The sequence below is a fragment of the Sphaerisporangium album genome, from assembly GCF_003323745.1.
Lineage (GTDB): Bacteria > Actinomycetota > Actinomycetes > Streptosporangiales > Streptosporangiaceae > Sphaerisporangium > Sphaerisporangium album.
In genome coordinates, this window is record NZ_QOIL01000001.1 from 88852 (window position 1) to 105933 (window position 17082).

13 protein-coding genes are annotated in these 17082 nt (G+C 73.9%); 10 read left to right on the forward strand and 3 right to left on the reverse strand.

The features are described from left to right. Nucleotides 1-143: 143 nt before the first annotated feature. The 3 genes from DQ384_RS00370 (at nt 144) to DQ384_RS00380 (ending at nt 2772) form a co-directional block, all read left to right on the forward strand. Nucleotides 144-905, forward strand: a complete 762-nt coding sequence (locus tag DQ384_RS00370) for a methyltransferase domain-containing protein (protein ID WP_114026616.1) — start codon at nt 144-146, stop codon at nt 903-905. Nucleotides 906-963: 58 nt separating this feature from the next. After that, the gene (locus DQ384_RS00375) at nt 964-2232 is read left to right on the forward strand and encodes a DNA polymerase IV (protein WP_114026617.1); all 1269 of its coding nucleotides are present in this window, start codon (nt 964-966) and stop codon (nt 2230-2232) included. A gap of 147 nt (nt 2233-2379) precedes the next feature. Then, nucleotides 2380-2772: a DUF3040 domain-containing protein gene (locus DQ384_RS00380; protein ID WP_114027010.1), complete on the forward strand. Its 393-nt coding sequence runs from the start codon at nt 2380-2382 to the stop codon at nt 2770-2772. Between the two features lie 303 nt (nt 2773-3075). On the opposite strand, the gene DQ384_RS00385 is transcribed toward DQ384_RS00380, so the two are convergent. Genes DQ384_RS00385 through DQ384_RS00395 form a run of 3 tightly spaced genes read right to left on the reverse strand, consistent with a single transcriptional unit; the run spans nt 3076 to nt 7900 of the window. Next, the gene (locus DQ384_RS00385) at nt 3076-5550 is read right to left on the reverse strand and encodes a transglutaminase TgpA family protein (protein ID WP_114026618.1); all 2475 of its coding nucleotides are present in this window, start codon (nt 5548-5550) and stop codon (nt 3076-3078) included. Then, nucleotides 5547-6830, reverse strand: coding sequence for a DUF58 domain-containing protein (locus tag DQ384_RS00390; RefSeq protein WP_114026619.1), 1284 nt, complete (start codon nt 6828-6830; stop codon nt 5547-5549). Before DQ384_RS00390 ends, DQ384_RS00385 begins: the two co-directional genes overlap by 4 nt. Continuing rightward, nucleotides 6827-7900 carry an AAA family ATPase gene (locus tag DQ384_RS00395; RefSeq protein ID WP_425451408.1) on the reverse strand — a complete coding sequence of 358 codons (1074 nt, stop codon included), beginning with the start codon at nt 7898-7900 and terminating at the stop codon, nt 6827-6829. Before DQ384_RS00395 ends, DQ384_RS00390 begins: the two co-directional genes overlap by 4 nt. Nucleotides 7901-8344: 444 nt before the next feature. On the opposite strand from DQ384_RS00395, the gene mraZ reads away from it, so the two are divergent. The 7 genes from mraZ to mraY all read left to right on the forward strand — a co-directional run bounded on the left by mraZ (nt 8345) and on the right by mraY (nt 17066). Then, on the forward strand, nt 8345-8776 hold the full coding sequence (gene mraZ, locus DQ384_RS00400) for a division/cell wall cluster transcriptional repressor MraZ (protein WP_114027012.1): 432 nt from the start codon (nt 8345-8347) through the stop codon (nt 8774-8776). 285 nt (nt 8777-9061) lie between these two features. Continuing rightward, entirely contained in the window at nt 9062-10033 is a 972-nt protein-coding gene (rsmH, locus tag DQ384_RS00405; RefSeq protein WP_114027013.1) for a 16S rRNA (cytosine(1402)-N(4))-methyltransferase RsmH, read from the forward strand. Further along, on the forward strand, nt 10030-10569 hold the full coding sequence (gene ftsL / locus DQ384_RS00410; RefSeq protein WP_114026620.1) for a cell division protein FtsL: 540 nt from the start codon (nt 10030-10032) through the stop codon (nt 10567-10569). The genes rsmH and ftsL overlap by 4 nt, the downstream gene beginning before the upstream one ends. Nucleotides 10570-11174: 605 nt before the next feature. Then, nucleotides 11175-12929, forward strand: coding sequence for a peptidoglycan D,D-transpeptidase FtsI family protein (locus DQ384_RS00420; RefSeq protein WP_114026622.1), 1755 nt, complete (start codon nt 11175-11177; stop codon nt 12927-12929). Between the two features lie 37 nt (nt 12930-12966). After that, on the forward strand, nt 12967-14484 hold the full coding sequence (locus DQ384_RS00425; protein WP_114026623.1) for a UDP-N-acetylmuramoyl-L-alanyl-D-glutamate--2,6-diaminopimelate ligase: 1518 nt from the start codon (nt 12967-12969) through the stop codon (nt 14482-14484). 114 nt (nt 14485-14598) lie between these two features. Continuing rightward, nucleotides 14599-16011 (forward strand): UDP-N-acetylmuramoyl-tripeptide--D-alanyl-D-alanine ligase, encoded by a 1413-nt coding sequence (locus DQ384_RS00430; protein WP_114026624.1) that lies wholly within the window; start codon nt 14599-14601, stop codon nt 16009-16011. Beyond that, on the forward strand, nt 16008-17066 hold the full coding sequence (gene mraY / locus DQ384_RS00435) for a phospho-N-acetylmuramoyl-pentapeptide-transferase (RefSeq protein ID WP_114026625.1): 1059 nt from the start codon (nt 16008-16010) through the stop codon (nt 17064-17066). Before DQ384_RS00430 ends, mraY begins: the two co-directional genes overlap by 4 nt. The last annotated feature ends 16 nt before the right edge of the window (nt 17067-17082 follow it).

Genomic DNA, 17082 nt, shown 5'->3' on the forward strand with positions numbered 1-17082 from the left:
GTTCCCGGCGGCCCTGGCGGTGCCGCGCCCGGTGAGGGCGGCCGGGACGGGTGGCGCGCGGCCGCGGCCGCGGTACCGCGTAGGCTGGGCCCGACCGACGTCCTCGGGCGTCCCGACCGTCCTCGCTAGGAGGCGAGCTGAACGTGCGCACCGAAGGCGCCACACGCCAGGCGGCCACCACTCCGGCGGTGCGCACCGCCGTGGTCTGGGACGCGCTGCGGGCCGCCCTGGCCGAGCGGGCGGGCGCGACCGGGCGCGAGCGGCTCGACATCGTCGACGCGGGGGGCGGCACCGGAGGGTTCGCCGTCCCGCTGGCCGGTCTCGGCCACGCCGTCACGGTGGTCGACCCGAGCCCCGACTCGCTGGCGGCCCTGGAGCGGCGGGCCGCCGAGGCGGGCGTGACCGTCACGGGCATCCAGGGCGACGCCGCCGACCTGCGCGAGCTGCTGCCGGCGGGAAGCGCCGACCTGGTGCTGTGCCACAGCGTGCTGGAGTACGTCGAGGACCCCGCGGGCGCGCTGGCGGCCGTCGCGGGCCTGCTGCGGCCGGGCGGGGTGATCAGCGTGCTGGCGGCCAACCCGGTGGCGACGGCGATCCACCGCTCGCTCACCGGCCACTTCGACGAGGCCCGCCAGGCACTGTCGGACCCCTCGGGCCGCTGGGGCGACCACGACCCGACGCCGCGCCGGTTCAGCGGCGAGGCGCTCGCCGGGCTGCTGTCGGCGGCCGGGTTCGCGCCGGGCGAGGCCAGGGGCGTGCGCGTCTTCGCCGACCTGGTGCCGGGCCGCCTGCTGGACGGCGAGCCGGGGGCCGCGCGGGCGCTGGTCGCGCTGGAACAGGCCGCCGCGGCGCATCCCGTCCTGCGCGACATCGCCACCCAGCTCCACCTGTTCGGCCACCGGTGACCCGCCGCGCGGCCTGCCGGGCTCGCTGGTAGAACGCGCGTTCGGTTAGGATTGCCCTGTGTCGCGCAAGCAGGTTCTGCGGCCCGAGCCGGGGCGGGGGCACGACCCGGCCCACGACCGGGCGACGGCGCCGCCGGCCGACGACACCGGATGCCCGATCCTGCACGTCGACATGGACGCGTTCTTCGCCAGCGTCGAGCTGCTGGAGCGTCCCGAGCTCAAGGGCACCCCGGTGATCATCGGCGCGACGGGCGCCCGCGGGGTCGTGCTCAGCGCCACCTACGAGGCCAGGCGGTTCGGCGTCCATTCGGCGATGCCCATGACGCGCGCCCGCCGCCTCTGCCCGCGGGCCGTGGTCATCCCGCCGAGCCACGGCAAGTACTCCGAGGTCTCCAAGAGCGTGATGGAGATCTTCCACGCGATCACGCCCGAGGTCGAGCCGATCTCCTCCGACGAGGCGTTCCTGGACGTGGGCGGGGCGCTGCGCAGGCTGGGGCCGCCCGCCGCGATCGCCGCGATGATCCGCGCGCAGGTCGCAGAGCGCCACGGCATCACCTGCTCGGTCGGCGTGGCGAGCAGCAAGTTCGTGGCCAAGCTCGCCTCCCGCCACTGCAAGCCCGACGGCCTTCTGGTGGTCCCGGCCGACGGGGTGGTGGAGTTCCTCCACCCGCTGCCCGTCGCGGCCCTGTGGGGCGTGGGGGAGCGTACGGAGCAGGCTCTGGTGCGGCTCGGCATCCGGACGGTCGGCGACCTGGCGCACGTGCCGCCGGCGACGCTGCGGCGGGAGTTCGGGGCCGTGGGCGAGCACCTCGCCGCCCTCGCCTGGGGCCGCGACGACCGCCGCGTCACCCCGCACGCCCCCGACAAGAGCATCGGCGCCGAAGAGACCTTCTCCCACGACGTGGACGACCCGGAGGCGATCCGCCGCGAGTTGCTCCGGCTGTCGGAGCGCGTCGCCGCGCGGCTGCGCGCGGGCGGTCACATCGGGCGCACGGTGAGTGTCAAGCTGCGCCGCGCCGACTTCACGACGATCACCCGATCGCGCACGCTCCGTGAACCGACAGATGTGGCGAAAGAGATATATGCCACTGCTTGCGAGCTGTTCGCGGCGGCCGGGCTGGAGCGCGTGCGGCTCCGATTGGTCGGCGTCCGGGTCGAGAACCTCCGTCCGGCGGCCGCGGCGACGCGTCAGCTGGGCCTGGGAGAACGCGAAACCGGCTGGCGGGAGGCCGAAATGGCCATGGACAAGGCGGCCAGAAGGTTCGGCCCGGAGGCCGTCCGCCCGGCCTCGCTCGTACGCCCTCCGTTCGATGGAATGGATCTATGACGTCACCTCCGGTTTGGTCTACGTTGGACGTTTTCTTTCGCCTACGTCTACAGCCTCGTATTCTGGGGATAACCGACCGCGAGGTCCGGACACCCTGTGGTGCCCGTTGCCGTCTTCCCCGTCAAGGGGCCGTCCTTGGGAGGCGCCGTGCCGCTGTCTGAGCACGAGCAGCGCCTGCTCGACCAGATCGAGCAGGCCCTCTACAGCGAGGACCCGAAGTGGGCCAACACCGTTCGGATCAGTGATCCACGCAACCACTACAAACGCCGCCTCGTGAAAGCCTCCATCGGCTTCGTCCTGGGTGTCGTGCTGTTGATGGTCGGCGTCGTGGCACCGCTCATCCCCCTCGGTGTGGGCGGCTTCGTGGTGATGCTCGCCGCGTGTCTTTGGGGTCTGTCGAGCTGGAAACGCATGAACGGGTTCGGCGGTGACGCCCGGCAGCAGGGAGCCCCCGGCCAGCCCGAGCGGCGCCGTGCCGCCCGCCCCGGGTTCATGGAGCGCATGGAGGAACGCTGGCGCCGCAGGAGCGACGAGCGCTGAGGCGCCGGCTCCACGCGGCGGGCGAGACGGCGGCCTCACCGGGGACCACGCCCTCACCTCCGCCTTCGGCACGCCCCCCGACGCACGTCCCGGGACAACGAACGGACCCGGCGGCTCGACCTCTCGGCAGGACCTCACGTGTGCGGCTCGTCATGCCGTTGAACTCCGGTGCGTGGACGGGGACACCCCGTGCGCGCATTCGCGTGTGAACGGGACAGGACGCGAAAAGGCCCGGACCGTGACCCCTGGAGGAACTCCAGAGATCACGGCCCGGGCCTCGTCACGCCCGGCGCGGGGCCGGCCTCAGCGGCGCGACCCCGTGAGCACGCGGGGCTCCTCTGCGGGCTCCGCGGGCCCCTCCGCCCGGTCGCGGCGCGGCCACAGCCGGATGTTCTCCAGCCGGTCGAACCCGTCCAGCATGCTCTCGCCCGCCCGCCGCAGCCTCAGCAGCGTCGAGGCGGGCAGCAGCGTGGCCCGCAGCCGCCGTCCCCGGGACACCACGGCCCGCAGCGCCCGGCGCGCGACCCGCAGGTCGCCCTTCAGCGAGGGGATCTCGCCCGGCGTGCGCGCGTACCGCAGCCGCTCTTCGGCCCAGGCGATCCGGGTGACCGCCGCCGCGGCCTCGGCGTCCAGCTCGTGCCGTTCGACCAGGCGCCGCGCCAGCGCGCGGGGCGTCTCGCTGAGCTCGTGGCCCAGCCCCAGGTCGTGCAGCGTGTCGATCAGCTCGCGCCACGTGCCGTGCACCGCCCGCCCAAGGCGGACCGCGGTGACCTCGGCCGAGCCCGCCCGCGCGTCCGTGACCTCGGCCGGGACCGCGTGCGCCCAGACCCGGCCGCGCCGGTGGCGCGCCACCACGCGCCCGAGGGCGGGGACCAGCCCGATGAGCAGCAGGACCAGCAGGCCGATGCCGATCTTGGCGGCCACGGGCGTCCCGGTGTCGACGACGACCGGGGTGCTCGGCAGGTTCGCGTCGGGGTCGCGGGGGGCTCGCGAGGGGTTGAGGGGGTCGGACAGGCCGGTCGAGTCCGGCCCGGGCGTCGGCCCCGCGCTCGGGCCCTGCGTGCCGGTGACCTCCACGGGCGGGCGCGAGTAGTCCGGGACCTGGGCCGTGGCCTGGCCGAGACCGCCCGACGGGGTCGGCTCGAAGCGCAGCCACCCCACGCCCTGGAAGTACAGCTCTGGCCAGGCGTGCAGGTCGTGCGTGCGCACTCGCCAGACCCCGTCCAGGAACGTGCCGCCGGTGTAGCCGATCGCCACCCGGGCGGGGATCCGCAGCGTGCGGGCCATCACCGCCATGGCGGCGGCGAACTGCTCGCAGTAGCCGGTCTTGTTGCTCAGGAACTCCAGCAGCGCCTGGCTGCCGTTGCCCTGCGTCTGCAGGCTGTAGGTGAACCCGCCCGACGAGGTGAACCAGTTCTGGAGCTTGACCGCCGCCTGGTACGGGGTGTCGGTGCCGGAGACGAGCCGCTCGCTCAGGAACCGGATCTGCGGGGGCAGGTCGGCGGGCAGGTCGAGGTAGCGCGCCGCCACGTCCTCCACGGGGTCGCCCCTGAGCTCGCCCAGCAGCTCGGGGGTCGGCGTGGGCTCGCGCTGGCCGACCTCGTAGTCCTGCCCGCCGGCGGTGTCGTGCGTGGAGAAGACCATGAGCGTCGTCTCGTCGGCGCGCCAGTCGCCGTCCACCCGCACCGTGTTCGCCGGGTAGGGCAGCGGCAGGAAGCTGAGGTTCTCCACCGCGTCGCTCACCTGGAGCCGGGTGGTGACCTCCTTCACCGGGACGTCGGGGGACAGGCCGGGCGGCGGCGGCAGCGGGCCCTCCGCCACGCTGTTCTGCGGGCGGCCCTTCGGCTGCGACATCGTCCACCGGTCGCCGTCGAAGGTGTCCAGCGAGTACATCCGCAGGTAGCGGGGGACGTTGTCGCTGTTGCCGTAGGTCAGGACGGTGTCGTTGCCGTTGCGCGTGAGCTGGCCGCGCAGGCTCGCGATCGGGTCGGGGATCGTGATCGTGTTGCCGCCCTCGCCGTTGCCCGAGCCCACCCCGAACCCGAACAGCGGGTTCGGCGCGAGGGTGGGCACGAGGGCGGGCAGCCCGACGGCCAGGGCGATGGCCGCGACGCCGATGCGCTTGCCCGACAGCGAGATCGGCGTGTTCTCGCCACGCCCGGAGGCGCCCGCCGTGCCCGCGCCGCGCGTCCGGCGCACGAGGACGGCGCGTCCCCAGGTGCTGAGACGCTCGCGCCCGTCGGCCGCGAGCAGCCCCACGAACCCGAGCGCGCCCAGGATGAACGCCGGCCACCCCAGCGGGTCGGTCATCACCGCCGCCGGCACGGTGAACAGGGCCAGCAGCGGCAGGCCCGCGAGCGCGGCGCGGCGCAGGCGGACGGCCAGCAGGTCCACCAGCACGGCGATGAGGCCGACGCCGCCCGCGGTGAGCAGGGTGATGCCCGGGTTGGACGGCACGGGCGCGGCGTACCGCTGGATGTCGGCGAACCCCTCGCCGAGCAGGCCCGCCAGCGCGACCAGGGTGTCGGTGGTCGGGACCAGCCACCCCCAGGCGGCCTCGGGGGCGAAGACCACGGCGAGGTAGAGGCCCAGCCCGACGAGTTCGAGCGGCGGGCCGAGCCAGCGCGGCACCCCGGGGCGCGTCGTCAGGACGGAGACGACGGCGACCACGAGGACCGCCCCCATCCCCGTCCAGAACCACGCGCCCTCGCGGAACAGCGGGTACAGGGTCAGCGCCACCGCGGCCGTGGCCAGCCCCGCCATGATCGGGAGTCTCATGCCGCGTCTCCTGACGTGATCGTGCCGTCCGCCCCGGCGAACCGGCTGTTCTGGGCGGCCTCCTGCCAGACGGCGGCCGGCGAGGTGCCCGCGGGCAGCCGCACGACCCGCCACCCCGAGCCGGCGAGCACGGCCCGCGCCAGCTCGTACGCCTCGTTCTCCTCCGTGTGGTGCGCCGGGGTCTGCTGCCAGCTCCGCACGTCCAGCATCACGGCCACGCCGGTGACGCCGCCGTGGCGCAGGCGGGCCAGCGCGCGCGCCTCCTCGGCGTCCAGGTCACCGAGGACGGCGACGATGAGCCCGTCCCCGCCGCCCTGGCGCAGCGCCGATACGCCCGACTCCAGCGAGCGCGCGGTGCTCTGGCGCACGACCGCCAGCGCGTCCAGCAGGCCCTGGCCGGCTCCGGCGTCGGCGAGGGGCTGGGCGCCCTGGTCGGTGACCAGCCGCAGGCCGAGCCCGTCCCGGGCCAGGTGCACCCCGATCGACGCGGCGGCCGAGACCGCCACCTCGAACGACGACCTCGGGCCCTCGCCGCGGTGGGCGTGCCTGCGGGTGTCCAGCAGCAGGGCGCCCCTGCTCTGCCACTGCTGCTCCTCGCGGCGCACCATCAGCTCGCCGTAGCGGGCGGTGGAGCGCCAGTGGACCCGCCGCAGGTCGTCGCCCTGGCGGTACTCGCGCGGGCCGACGTCGTCGTCCCCGGCCGCGGCCACGCTGGCGGTACGGCTGTCGCCGCCGCCGGTCCACTCGCCCGACAGGCGCACCTGGGGGAGCGGCACGACCTCCGGCACCACCATCAGCGTGTCGGTGGCCGCGAACGCGCGGGTCAGCTCGACCAGCCCGAACGGGTCGGCGATGCGCACCGACAGCGGGCCGATCGGGAACCGGCCGCGCAGGTCCGAGCGCACCTTGTAGTCGATCTCCCGGACGCCGCGCGACTCCACCCGGTCCAGCACGAACCGGGGGCGGGTGCCGACGGCGTAGGGGACGGTGTCCTCCACCAGCAGCAGGCCGGTGGGCAGCCGGGTGACGTTCTCCAGCCGCAGCGTCACGGTGCTGTCGGTGCCGACCGCGACCCTGCCGGGGTACAGCCTTCTTGCGCAGCTCAGCCGGTAGCGGGTGCGCGCCACCACCATCGCCGCGAGCAGGGGCAGGGCGATGATGAGGATGCTCACCCGCAGCAGGTCGTGCTCCCCGAGCGCGACGGCGCACAGCAGCGCCGCCACGCCGGAGGCGAGGAACGAGCGGCCGCGCGAGGTGAGCGCCCTGAGACCGGCGATCACCGCGCCGGTCCCGCGCCGTCGGCCCCCCCTTCCCGGCTCTCGGGCACGGGGACGCGGCGGACGAGGTCGGCAATGACCTGCTCGGGACGCCGGCGCTGGCCCTGCGCCTCCAGGCTCGGCAGGAGGCGGTGGGCGAGCACGGGGACGGCGAGGTCCTGCAGGTCGTCGGGGATGACGTAGTCGCGGCCCGCCAGGGCGGCGTGCGCGCGGGCCGCCCGCACCAGGTGGAGGGTGGCGCGCGGGGACGCGCCGAGCCGCAGGTCGGGGGACCGGCGGGTGGCGGTCACCATGTCGATGGCGTACTTCTTGATGGGCTGGGAGACGTACACGGCCCGGACCGCGTCGATCAGCGCCCGCACCTCGGCGGTCGTGGCGACGGGCTCCAGCTTGTCGAGCGGGGAGGACGCGCCGTGGACGTCCAGCATCTCCAGCTCGGCGGCGGGCTCGGGGTAGCCCATGGCGATCCGCGCCGTGAAGCGGTCGCGCTGCGCCTCGGGGAGGGGGTAGGTGCCCTCCATCTCGATGGGGTTCTGGGTCGCGATGACCATGAAGGGGGTGTCGAGGCGGTAGGTCGTGCCGTCCACGGTGACCTGGTGCTCCTCCATGCACTCCAGCAGGGCCGACTGGGTCTTGGGGGACGCGCGGTTGATCTCGTCACCCACGACGATGTTGGCGAAGACGGGACCGGGCTTGAACTCGAACTCCCGGGTCTGCTGGTTGAAGGCGCTCACGCCCGTGATGTCGCTGGGAAGCAGGTCGGGGGTGAACTGGACGCGGCGCACCGGGCAGTCGATCGACCGGGCGAGGGCCTTGGCCAGCATCGTCTTGCCGACGCCGGGCACGTCCTCGATCAGCAGGTGCCCCTCCGCCAGCAGCACGGTTAGGGTGAGGCGGACGACGTCGCGCTTGCCCTCGATCACCGACTCGATCGCCTCGCCGATCCGGTGCGCGGTCGCGACCAGACCTCCCAGCTCCTGTCCGACATCGTGGGTTATTCCCACCGGGCCTCCATGAGGGTGCGGCAGCCCACGCGGGATGGTATTGCGGGGGCTTTGCGATTCCTTCTTCATTCTGCGTACCGACACTATGATGCTGCGGGTTCCCGGGCGACTTTCCGCCATATTCCCGGGTGAACTGCCCCAAGTGTTCTGACCGGGGGTCGCGTTGCCGTCCCGCCGGTGTCCGAATCCCGTGACAATCGCGCGGGCCGGAGCACGCCCGCCCCCCACATTCCCCCACCTCGGGCCGTCCCGCTCCCCGATCCCCGGCGGTGACGGCGCCGGCCGCGCCGGAGGGGTGTCAAGGGGACGATTCCGACACGCCGTGCGCGCGTGCGCGGGCTCAGTGCCCTCCACTGCGCTCCACCCCTTCTGAGCTGCGGAAACGTCGACCGATCGGCGTCCAGGACTTGTTTGGATCAGTTGACGGTGGGGAGAAGTGGAGTATGGTGGTGCGCAGTGGAGGGGCTGGGGCCATGGCGCCGGTCGTTCCATGTGGCACGGGAGGTGAGGCCGGTGTTCCTCGGCACTCATCACCCGCGTCTGGACGAGAAAGGACGACTGTTCCTGCCGGCGAAGTACCGTGAGGAGCTGGCGGAGGGTCTTGTGATCACCAAGGGCCAGGAGCGGTGCCTCTACGTGTTTCCCGTGGAGGAGTTCCAGCGCATCACCGAGGCGCTGCGTACCGCGCCTGTGACAGCCAAGGCCGTCCGCGATTACAGTCGTGTCTTCTTCGCCAGTGCTTCCGACGAGACGCCCGACAAGCAGGGGCGGATCACCATTCCCCAGAGCCTGCGCGAGTACGCGGGCCTTCGCCGGGACTGCGCCGTCATCGGCGCCAACACCCGGCTGGAGATCTGGGACGCCGCGGCCTGGGAGACCTACCTGGCCGCCCAAGAGCAGGCGTTCTCCGAGCTGTCGGAGGAGGTGCTGCCAGGGGTCCTATGACAACGGTCGACTCGTCGGTGAAAGACGTCGTTCGGCGAGGTCTCCACCCGCTCCCGAGGTGCAGGGCAGGTCCCGGGCACCACGGCGCGGCCGTCAGCTGATGCACCTTCCCCGGTGTCAGATGGCGGCGCGTCGACTGGGGACGCGGATGGGGACCTGGCCGGGCGAGCCGTTACCGGGGTGGGTGAATCCTCCGGCGAGAAGACGGCAAGGCCGCACATCCGCGAGCAGGGGCGCGTCCACGGGGTTCTTGGACACACCCATGGCGGCAGAGGGGGTTTGATCATGCATGTCGGGAATCACGGCGAGCCGGGCGGTCACGTGCCGGTGATGCTCCGCCGTGTGCTCGAACTGCTGGCTCCGGCGCTGGACGCGCCCGGCGCCGTGCTGGTCGACGCCAACCTGGGCCTGGGCGGGCACGCCGAGGCCCTCCTCGCCGCGCACCCGGACCTTCACCTCATCGGCATCGACCGGGACCCCGTCGCCGTCGAGCGGTCCACCGAGCGCCTCGCGCCCTACGCCGCCCGCACCACGCTGGTGCGGGCCGTCTCCGACGAGCTCGCCGAGGTGCTGGCGCGCGAGGGCCGTACGCGGGTGAACGGGGTGCTGTTCGACCTCGGCGTCTCCTCCCCGCAGCTCGACGAGGCCGGGCGCGGGTTCGCGTACTCCTACGACGCCCCGCTCGACATGCGCATGGACACCGAGCAGGAGCTCACCGCCCACGTCGTGGTCAACACCTACTCCGAGGGGGAGCTGACCCGCATCCTGCGCGACTACGGCGAGGAGCGCTTCGCGTCCCGCGTCGCGCGTCTCATCGCCAGGGAGCGGGCGGCCGAGCCCATCGCGTCGACCAAGCGGCTGGCCGAGATCGTCCGAGAGGCGATCCCCGCCGCGACCCGTCGCACCGGGGGCAACCCCGCGAAGAGAACGTTCCAGGCACTGCGCATCGAGGTGAACGGGGAGCTGACCGCCTTCGAGCGGGCGCTCCCGCAGGCGCTCGACGCGCTGGTGGTCGGAGGGCGGGTGGTCGTGCTGTCGTACCACTCGCTGGAGGACCGCCTGAGCAAGCACATCATCGCCGAGCGGGTCAAGGACACCAGCCCTCCGGGGCTGCCCGTCCCCCTGCCGGCCCACCAGCCGAGATTCCGCTCGGTGACCAGAGGGGCGGAGGTTCCAGACGAGGACGAGCTCGCGCGCAACCCGCGCGCGGCCTCGGCCAGATTGCGGGCCGCAGAGAGAATCCGGGAGCCGGAATGAGCATTGACGAGGAGTACACCACTACCGGCGGCACCACGGCGACCGCGGTCGGCGAGAGGCCCGTGCGCGGGCCGCGCGCCGCCGGGGGCGTGGCCGCGCCGCCGCGGCCGGGCCGCGTCCCGCGTAGGCCCGCTCCGGCGCGCCCGGGACGTGCCACCCGTCCCGCGCCCGCCACCGGTCCCGTGCCGGCCGTCGGCGCCGCGCCCGCCGCGCGCCGTCCGTCCGCCGCGCGTCACGCGCCGCGCGCTCCGTTCGTGCTGCTCGTCGTCGGGCTGCTCTGCGGCGGCCTGGTGTCGCTGCTGCTGCTCAACACCGTGCTCACGCAGGACTCCTTCCGCGTGCAGGACCTGCGCGAGAGCACCCGTGAGCTGCACGACCAGAAGCAGGACCTGTACAAGAAGTTCCTGACCGGCTCTCAGCCCGGGACGATCGCCGACAACGCCCGGAAAGGCGGCGTCAAGCCGGACACCAGCGCGCCCGAGATCTTGACCGTCCCCGGCGCGCAGCCGTCGCGGGCGGGGGTCGCGGTTCCGTGAGAGAAGGCGGCGGCCGCCCCCCGGGACCGGGGCGCGGCGGTCCCGGCGGGTCCGGGGCCGGGCGCGGTGGCCGCGGTGGCTCCGGGGGGAGCCGGGGCGGTCCCGGGCGCGGCTCGCCGGGCGGTCCCGGGCGTCCCGACGACACGGGGCGGCTCGAGGGCGACGGCCGCCCAGGGCGGTCCGGCCGCCAGGACGGCGGCGGCCGCCCGGGCGCGCAGGGTGGCCCCGGCGGCCCGGCACGTCAGGGGGGCCAGGGGCGTTCCGGCGGCCAGGGCGGGCAGGGACGCTCCGGTGGATCCGGCCGTCCCGAGGACGACGGCCGTCAGGGACCCGGTGAGGGCAGGCGTCCCGCGCGGCCCGGCACGACGGGCTCCGGGAACGCCGAGGCCACGGTTCCGTCGCCGCGCCGCGTGCTCGGCCAGGGCCCGCGCCGCCCCCCGGGCGAGCCTCCGCGCGGCGGCCCCGGCGGCGAGCCTCGCCGCCGGGGGCCGGACGGCGATCCGCGTCGCAGGGGTCCGGGTGGCGAGGGGCCGAGGCGCGTCCCGCCCGGCGGCCCGCAGGGGCCGTGGAGCCAGGCGCCCTGGCGTTCGTGGGCGCCGCGTCCCATGGCGCCGCTGCGCCTCGGCAACCCGGCACGGCGCATCAACTTCGCCCTGATGGGCATGGCCGTCGTGCTGTCGCTGTACGCCGGGCGGCTCGTCCAGCTCCAGGGGCTCGACTCCAAGGTGTTCCAGGCCAAGGCCGCCTCGAACAGAGTGCGGCCGGAGCCGCTGCCCGCCCGCCGCGGGTCCATCACCGACGTCAACGGCCACGAGCTCGCCGTCACCGTCGAGGCCCGCAATATCGTCGCGGACCCGTCCAAGGTGCCGGCCGAGCAGCGCGAGCAGGTCGCCGCCCTCCTCGCGCCCTACCTCGGCGTCCCCAAGGAGGACATCGCCGCCAAGCTGGCCCTCGCCAGGATCCGTTACACGCTGCTCGCCCGCGACGTCCCGATCGGCGTCGCCAAGGCCGTCCTGGAACTGAAGATCGGCGGCAAGAAGATCCCCGGCCTGTCCGCGGTCCCGCAGTACCAGCGGCTCTACCCCGGGGACGACCTGGCCGGCGGCGTGGTGGGCTTCGTCGGCGACGAGGGCGGCGGGCTGACCGGCATCGAGCAGACCTACGACAAGCTCCTCGGCGGCAAGGACGGCCGCCAGACGATCGAGATGGGCGCCGCCGGCCAGCGCATCCCCATGACCCGCAGCACGCGGGTGGAGCCGATCGCCGGGCGCGGCGTGCGGCTGACCATCGACCGCGACGTCCAGTGGGCCGCGCAGCAGGCGATCGCCCGGCAGGTCAAGGAGTCCGGGGCCCGCAGCGGCAGCGTCATCGTCATGGACGTGCGCACCGGCCAGGTGCTCGCCATGGCCAACGCGCCCGAGGTGAACCTGAACAAGTGGGAGTCCCTGCCGCCCGCCGACCTGGGCAACCGGTCGGTGTCGGAGATCTTCGAGCCCGGCAGCACCAACAAGGTCATCACGGCCGCCGCCGCCCTGGAGGCCGGGGCGGTGCGGCCCGAGACGGTGTTCGAGGTCAAGGACAAGTACCAGTGCGCCGACCGGCTGCTCAGCGACGCCCACCCGCACGGCCCCGAGCACCTGACCTTCACCGGCATCATCGCCGAGTCCAGCAACGTCGGGACCTTGATGGCCGCCGAGAGGGTCGGCGACCAGGCGTTGTACAACATGCTGAGGAACTTCGGCTTCGGCGCCAAGACCGGCGGCGGCTTCTACGGCGAGGAGGCCGGGCTGCTGCCCAGGCGCGAGACCTGGTCGGGCAGCCAGCGCTGCACGATCGCCTTCGGGCAGGGCGTGTCGGTGACGGCCCTGCAGATGGCCAGCGTCTACCAGACGATCGCCAACGGCGGGGTGCGGATCACCCCGCAGATCGTCGCGGGCACCGTCGACCAGCACGACAGGCTGGTCCCGGCGAGCCCCGGCAAGCGGACCCGCGTGATCAGCCGGCGCACGGCCGGCGACATCTCGCGGATGCTGGAGGCCGCGGTGAACGCCGACGGCAGCACCGGGTCGCTGGCGGCCATCAAGGGATACCGGGTGGCGGGTAAAACCGGGACCGCGATGCGATACGACGAGAACTGCCGAGGGTATTGCGGTTATACCGCTACCTTTGTGGGGTTCACTCCCGCCGACGCGCCGCGTCTGGTGGCCCTGGCCGTCGTACAGGCGCCCGAGAAGGGCCATTTCGGCGGGGAAATCGCCGCGCCCGTGTTCAAGGAAGTCATGACGTTCGCGTTGAAGACCCGCAAGATCCCGCCTACCGGCACGACCGCCCCGTCGGTGCGCTTGAGCACCGACGGGTGACGGGGAAGGTACGCTCACGCCCGTGCGTCCCCCGTCCATGCGTCCCGCGGCCGGTCAGGTCCGCCCCCTCTCAGGGCTGGCGGCCATGCTCGGCGCGCCCTCGGCCGGCCCGCGAGCGCCGCTCGCCGCCGTCACCGGCATCACCATCGACTCCCGCCAGGTGCGGCAGGGCGACCTGTACGTCGCGCTGCCCGGCGCCAGCGTCCACGGCGCCGCCTTCGCCCGCGCCGCCGCCGAGGCCGGGGCCGCCGCGGTCCTGACCGACCGCGCGGGCGAGCGCGACGCCGTCGCCTCCGGCCTGCCCGTGCTCGTCGTCCCCGACCCCCGGGCGGTGCTCGGCCGGGTCGCCGCGTGGGTGTACGAGCGCCCCGCCGAGGGGCTGCTGCTGCTCGGCGTCACCGGCACCAGCGGCAAGTCGACCACCACCTACCTGCTGGAGGGCGGGCTGCGGGCCGCCGGGCACCGCACCGGCCTGGTCGGCGGCGTCGAGATCCAGGTCGGCGACCTGCGCTTCACGCCCACGCTGACGACCCCCGAGGCGAGCGACCTGCAGGCCCTGTTCGCGCTCATGCGCGAGCAGGGCGTCACGGCGGCGGCCATGGAGGTGTCCAGCCACGCCCTGGCCCTCGGGCGGGTGGACGGCGCGCACTACGACGTCGCGCTGTTCACGAACCTGTCCCAGGACCACCTGGACTTCCACCGCGACCTCGACGACTACTTCATGACCAAGGTCCGGCTGTTCACGCCCGAGCTGGCGCGCGCCGGTGTCGTCAACATCGACGACCCGCACGGCCGCGAGCTCGTGGGGCTGTCCAAGATCCCGGTCACGACGTTCTCCGCCGCGGGCGCCGCCGAGGCCGACTGGGTGGCCCGGGACGTCCGCTTGGGCGCCGACGGCAGCACCTTCCGCGTGATCGGCCCCGGCGGCGTCGAGGCCGACGTGTCGGTGGCGCTGCCCGGCCCGTTCAACGTCGCCAACACCCTCGGCGCGCTGGTCACCCTCGTGGAGGCCGGCGTGCCGCTCCAGGTGGCCGTGCACGGCGTCGGGACCGTCACCGGCGTCCCCGGCCGCATGGAGCGCGTGCCGGGCGCTCCCGGCTTCCAGGCGATCGTCGACTACTCGCACAAGCCGGGCGCCGTCGAGTCGGTGCTGGGGGCGCTGCGCGAGGTGACCTCGGGCAGCCTGATCATCGTCCTCGGCTGCGGCGGCGACCGCGACCGGGGCAAGCGCGCGCTGATGGGCGAGGCCGCGGCGCGGCTCGCCGACGTGGCGATCCTCACGAGCGACAACCCCCGCTCGGAGGACCCGCTGCGCATCCTCGGCGAGATGCTGCAGGGCGTCCTGAGCGTGCCCGAGCGGGACCGCGCCCATGTGATCATGGAGCCGGACCGCGCCTGCGCGATCGACCTCGCGATCGGCCGCGCGCGGCCGGGTGACGTGGTGGTCGTGGCGGGCAAGGGCCACGAGCAGGGTCAGTACGTCGCCGGTGAGGTGCTGCCGTTCGACGACAGGCAGGTGGTCGCGGAGGCGATCGGCAGACGTGAGCGAACGTGACCGGGGGCGTTGTGCGAGGCTGAGGCGCGAGGCGTCCCGGGCCCGCCGGCCCGGGCGCGACGCCGGCCCCCCGCGTAGGCACGAACAAGCTTGTATGGAGAGTAGGGATAACGAATGATCCCGTTGCCGCTGGCAAGGATCGCCGAGATGACCTCGGGTGCCCTCACGGGCATGGCCGATCCCCGCGCCGTGGTCCGCGGGCCGGTTCTGATCGACTCGCGCGCCGCCGGGCCCGGCTCGCTGTTCGCCGCGATCAAAGGAGAGCGGGCGGACGGGCACGACTTCGCCGCCCAGGCCTGCGAGGCCGGCGCGGTCGCCGTCCTGGCGAGCAGGCCCGTGGACGCGCCGTCGGTGATCGTCGCCGACGTCGTCGCCGCGCTGGCGCGGCTCGCGGCCGGGGTGGTCGCCGAGCTGCCGCGCGCGACCGTCATCGGGATCACCGGGTCGGCGGGCAAGACCACCACCAAGGACCTTCTGGGCGGCCTCACCGCGCTGATCGGCCCCACCGTCGCCCCGATCGGCTCCTACAACAACGAGATCGGCCACCCTCTCACCGTCCTGCGCGCCGACGAGGACACCCGCTTCCTCGTGCTGGAGCTGAGCGCCCGCGAGATGGGCCACATCGCCTACCTGGCCGGCATCGCCCCGCCGAAGATCGGCGTCGTGCTGAACGTCGGCAGCGCGCACCTGGGCGTGTTCGGCGGGCGTGAGCAGATCGCCAGGGCCAAGGGCGAGCTGGTCGAGGCGCTGCCCGCGGGCGGCGTCGCCGTGCTCAACGCCGACGACCCCAACGTCGCCGCCATGGCCGGGCGCACGCAGGCGCGGGTCCGCTGGTTCGGCCGCTCGGCCGAGGCGGAGGTCCGTGCCGTGGACGAGGCGCTGGACGAGCGCGGCAGGGCGGGCTTCACGCTCCTCACCCCCTCCGGCAGCGCCGACGTCCGCCTGCGCCTGTACGGCGCCCACGCGGTCGAGAACGCCCTGGGCGCCGCCGCGGCCGCCTACGAGCTGGGCCTGCCCGTGGCGACCATCGCCGAGCAGCTCTCGCGCGCCGAGCCGCGCAGCCGCTGGCGCATGGAGGTCACCGAGCGGCCCGACGGCGTGACCGTGATCAACGACGCCTACAACGCCAACCCCGAGTCCATGCGCGCCGCCTTCGGGGCCCTCGGCAGGCTCGGCGAGAACCGCCGCCGGTTCGCCGTGGTCGCCTCCCTGCGCGAGCTCGGCGACGACGCCGACGCGCTCAACGAGGAGGTCGGCCGTATCGCCGCCGAGGCCGGGCTGACCGGGCTGTGGGTGGTGGGGGAGCATCCCTGGCCGGTCCTCGCGGGCGCCAAGGGGGCGCCCGCCGTCCACGTCCCCGGCCCCGCCGAGGCCGCCGCCGAGCTGGCAGGACTGCTCCGGCCCGGGGACGTCGTCCTGGTCAAGGGCCCGCGCGCCGCCGGCCTGGAACGGGTCGCCGAGACGCTCCTGCGGGCCTCCGAGGCTTCCCAGGGCGCTCAGGAAGGCGCGGGGGGTGAGGCCCGATGAGGGACATCCTCGTCGCCGCGGGCGTGGCGCTGATCCTGTCCATGCTCGGCACCCCGCTGGCGATCAGGCTCTTCAGCCGCAGGGGCTACGGCCAGAACATCCGCGAGGAGGGGCCGTCCGGCCACCACGAGAAGCGCGGCACCCCCACCATGGGCGGCACCGTCTTCGTGATCGCCGCGCTGATCGGCTTCGCCTGCTCCCACCTCGCCACCTTCACCCCGCCGACCGCGTCGGCGATGCTCGTGCTCTTCCTCATGACGGGCCTGGCGACGGTCGGCTTCCTCGACGACTTCATCAAGATCTACAAGCAGCGCAGCCTCGGCCTGCGCAGCGGCGCCAAGGCCCTCGGCCAGCTCGTCGTCGGCGCGGTCTTCGCCGTGCTGGTCGTCCGGTTCCCCAACGCCTACTCGATCACCCCCGCCGAGACGCGCGTGTCCTTCCTGCGCGACTTCGGGCCGTCGATCGGCATCGTGGTGTTCACGATCTGGGTCCTCATCATGATCGTGGGCTTCTCGAACGCGGTGAACCTCACCGACGGCCTTGACGGTCTCGCCAGCGGCGCGACCGGCGTGGTGCTGGCCGCCTATGTGCTCATCGGCAACTGGCAGCTGCGCAACAGCTGCCTCAACCAGCTCGGCCCCAACTGCTACTGGGTGCGCGACCCGCTGGACCTGGCGGTGGTCGCGGCGGCCGTCCTCGGGGCGCTGGTCGGCTTCCTGTGGTGGAACGCCCCCCCGGCGAAGATCTTCATGGGCGACACCGGCTCGCTGGCGCTCGGCGGCGTGCTCGCCGGGCTGGCGATCACCACCCGCACGCAGATCCTGCTGTTCATCCTCGCGGGCCTGTGCTGCATCATCACCGCCTCGGTGATCATCCAGGTGGGCTTCTTCAAGATGACCGGCAAACGCGTCTTCCGCATGGCCCCCCTCCAGCACCACTTCGAGCTGGCGGGCTGGGCCGAGACCACCATCGTCGTCCGCTTCTGGCTGATCGCCGTCCTGTGCGCCGCCGCGGGCCTCGGTCTCTTCTACGTCGAATGGATGCCGAAGGCCTGAGCCGGGCGGAGAGAGT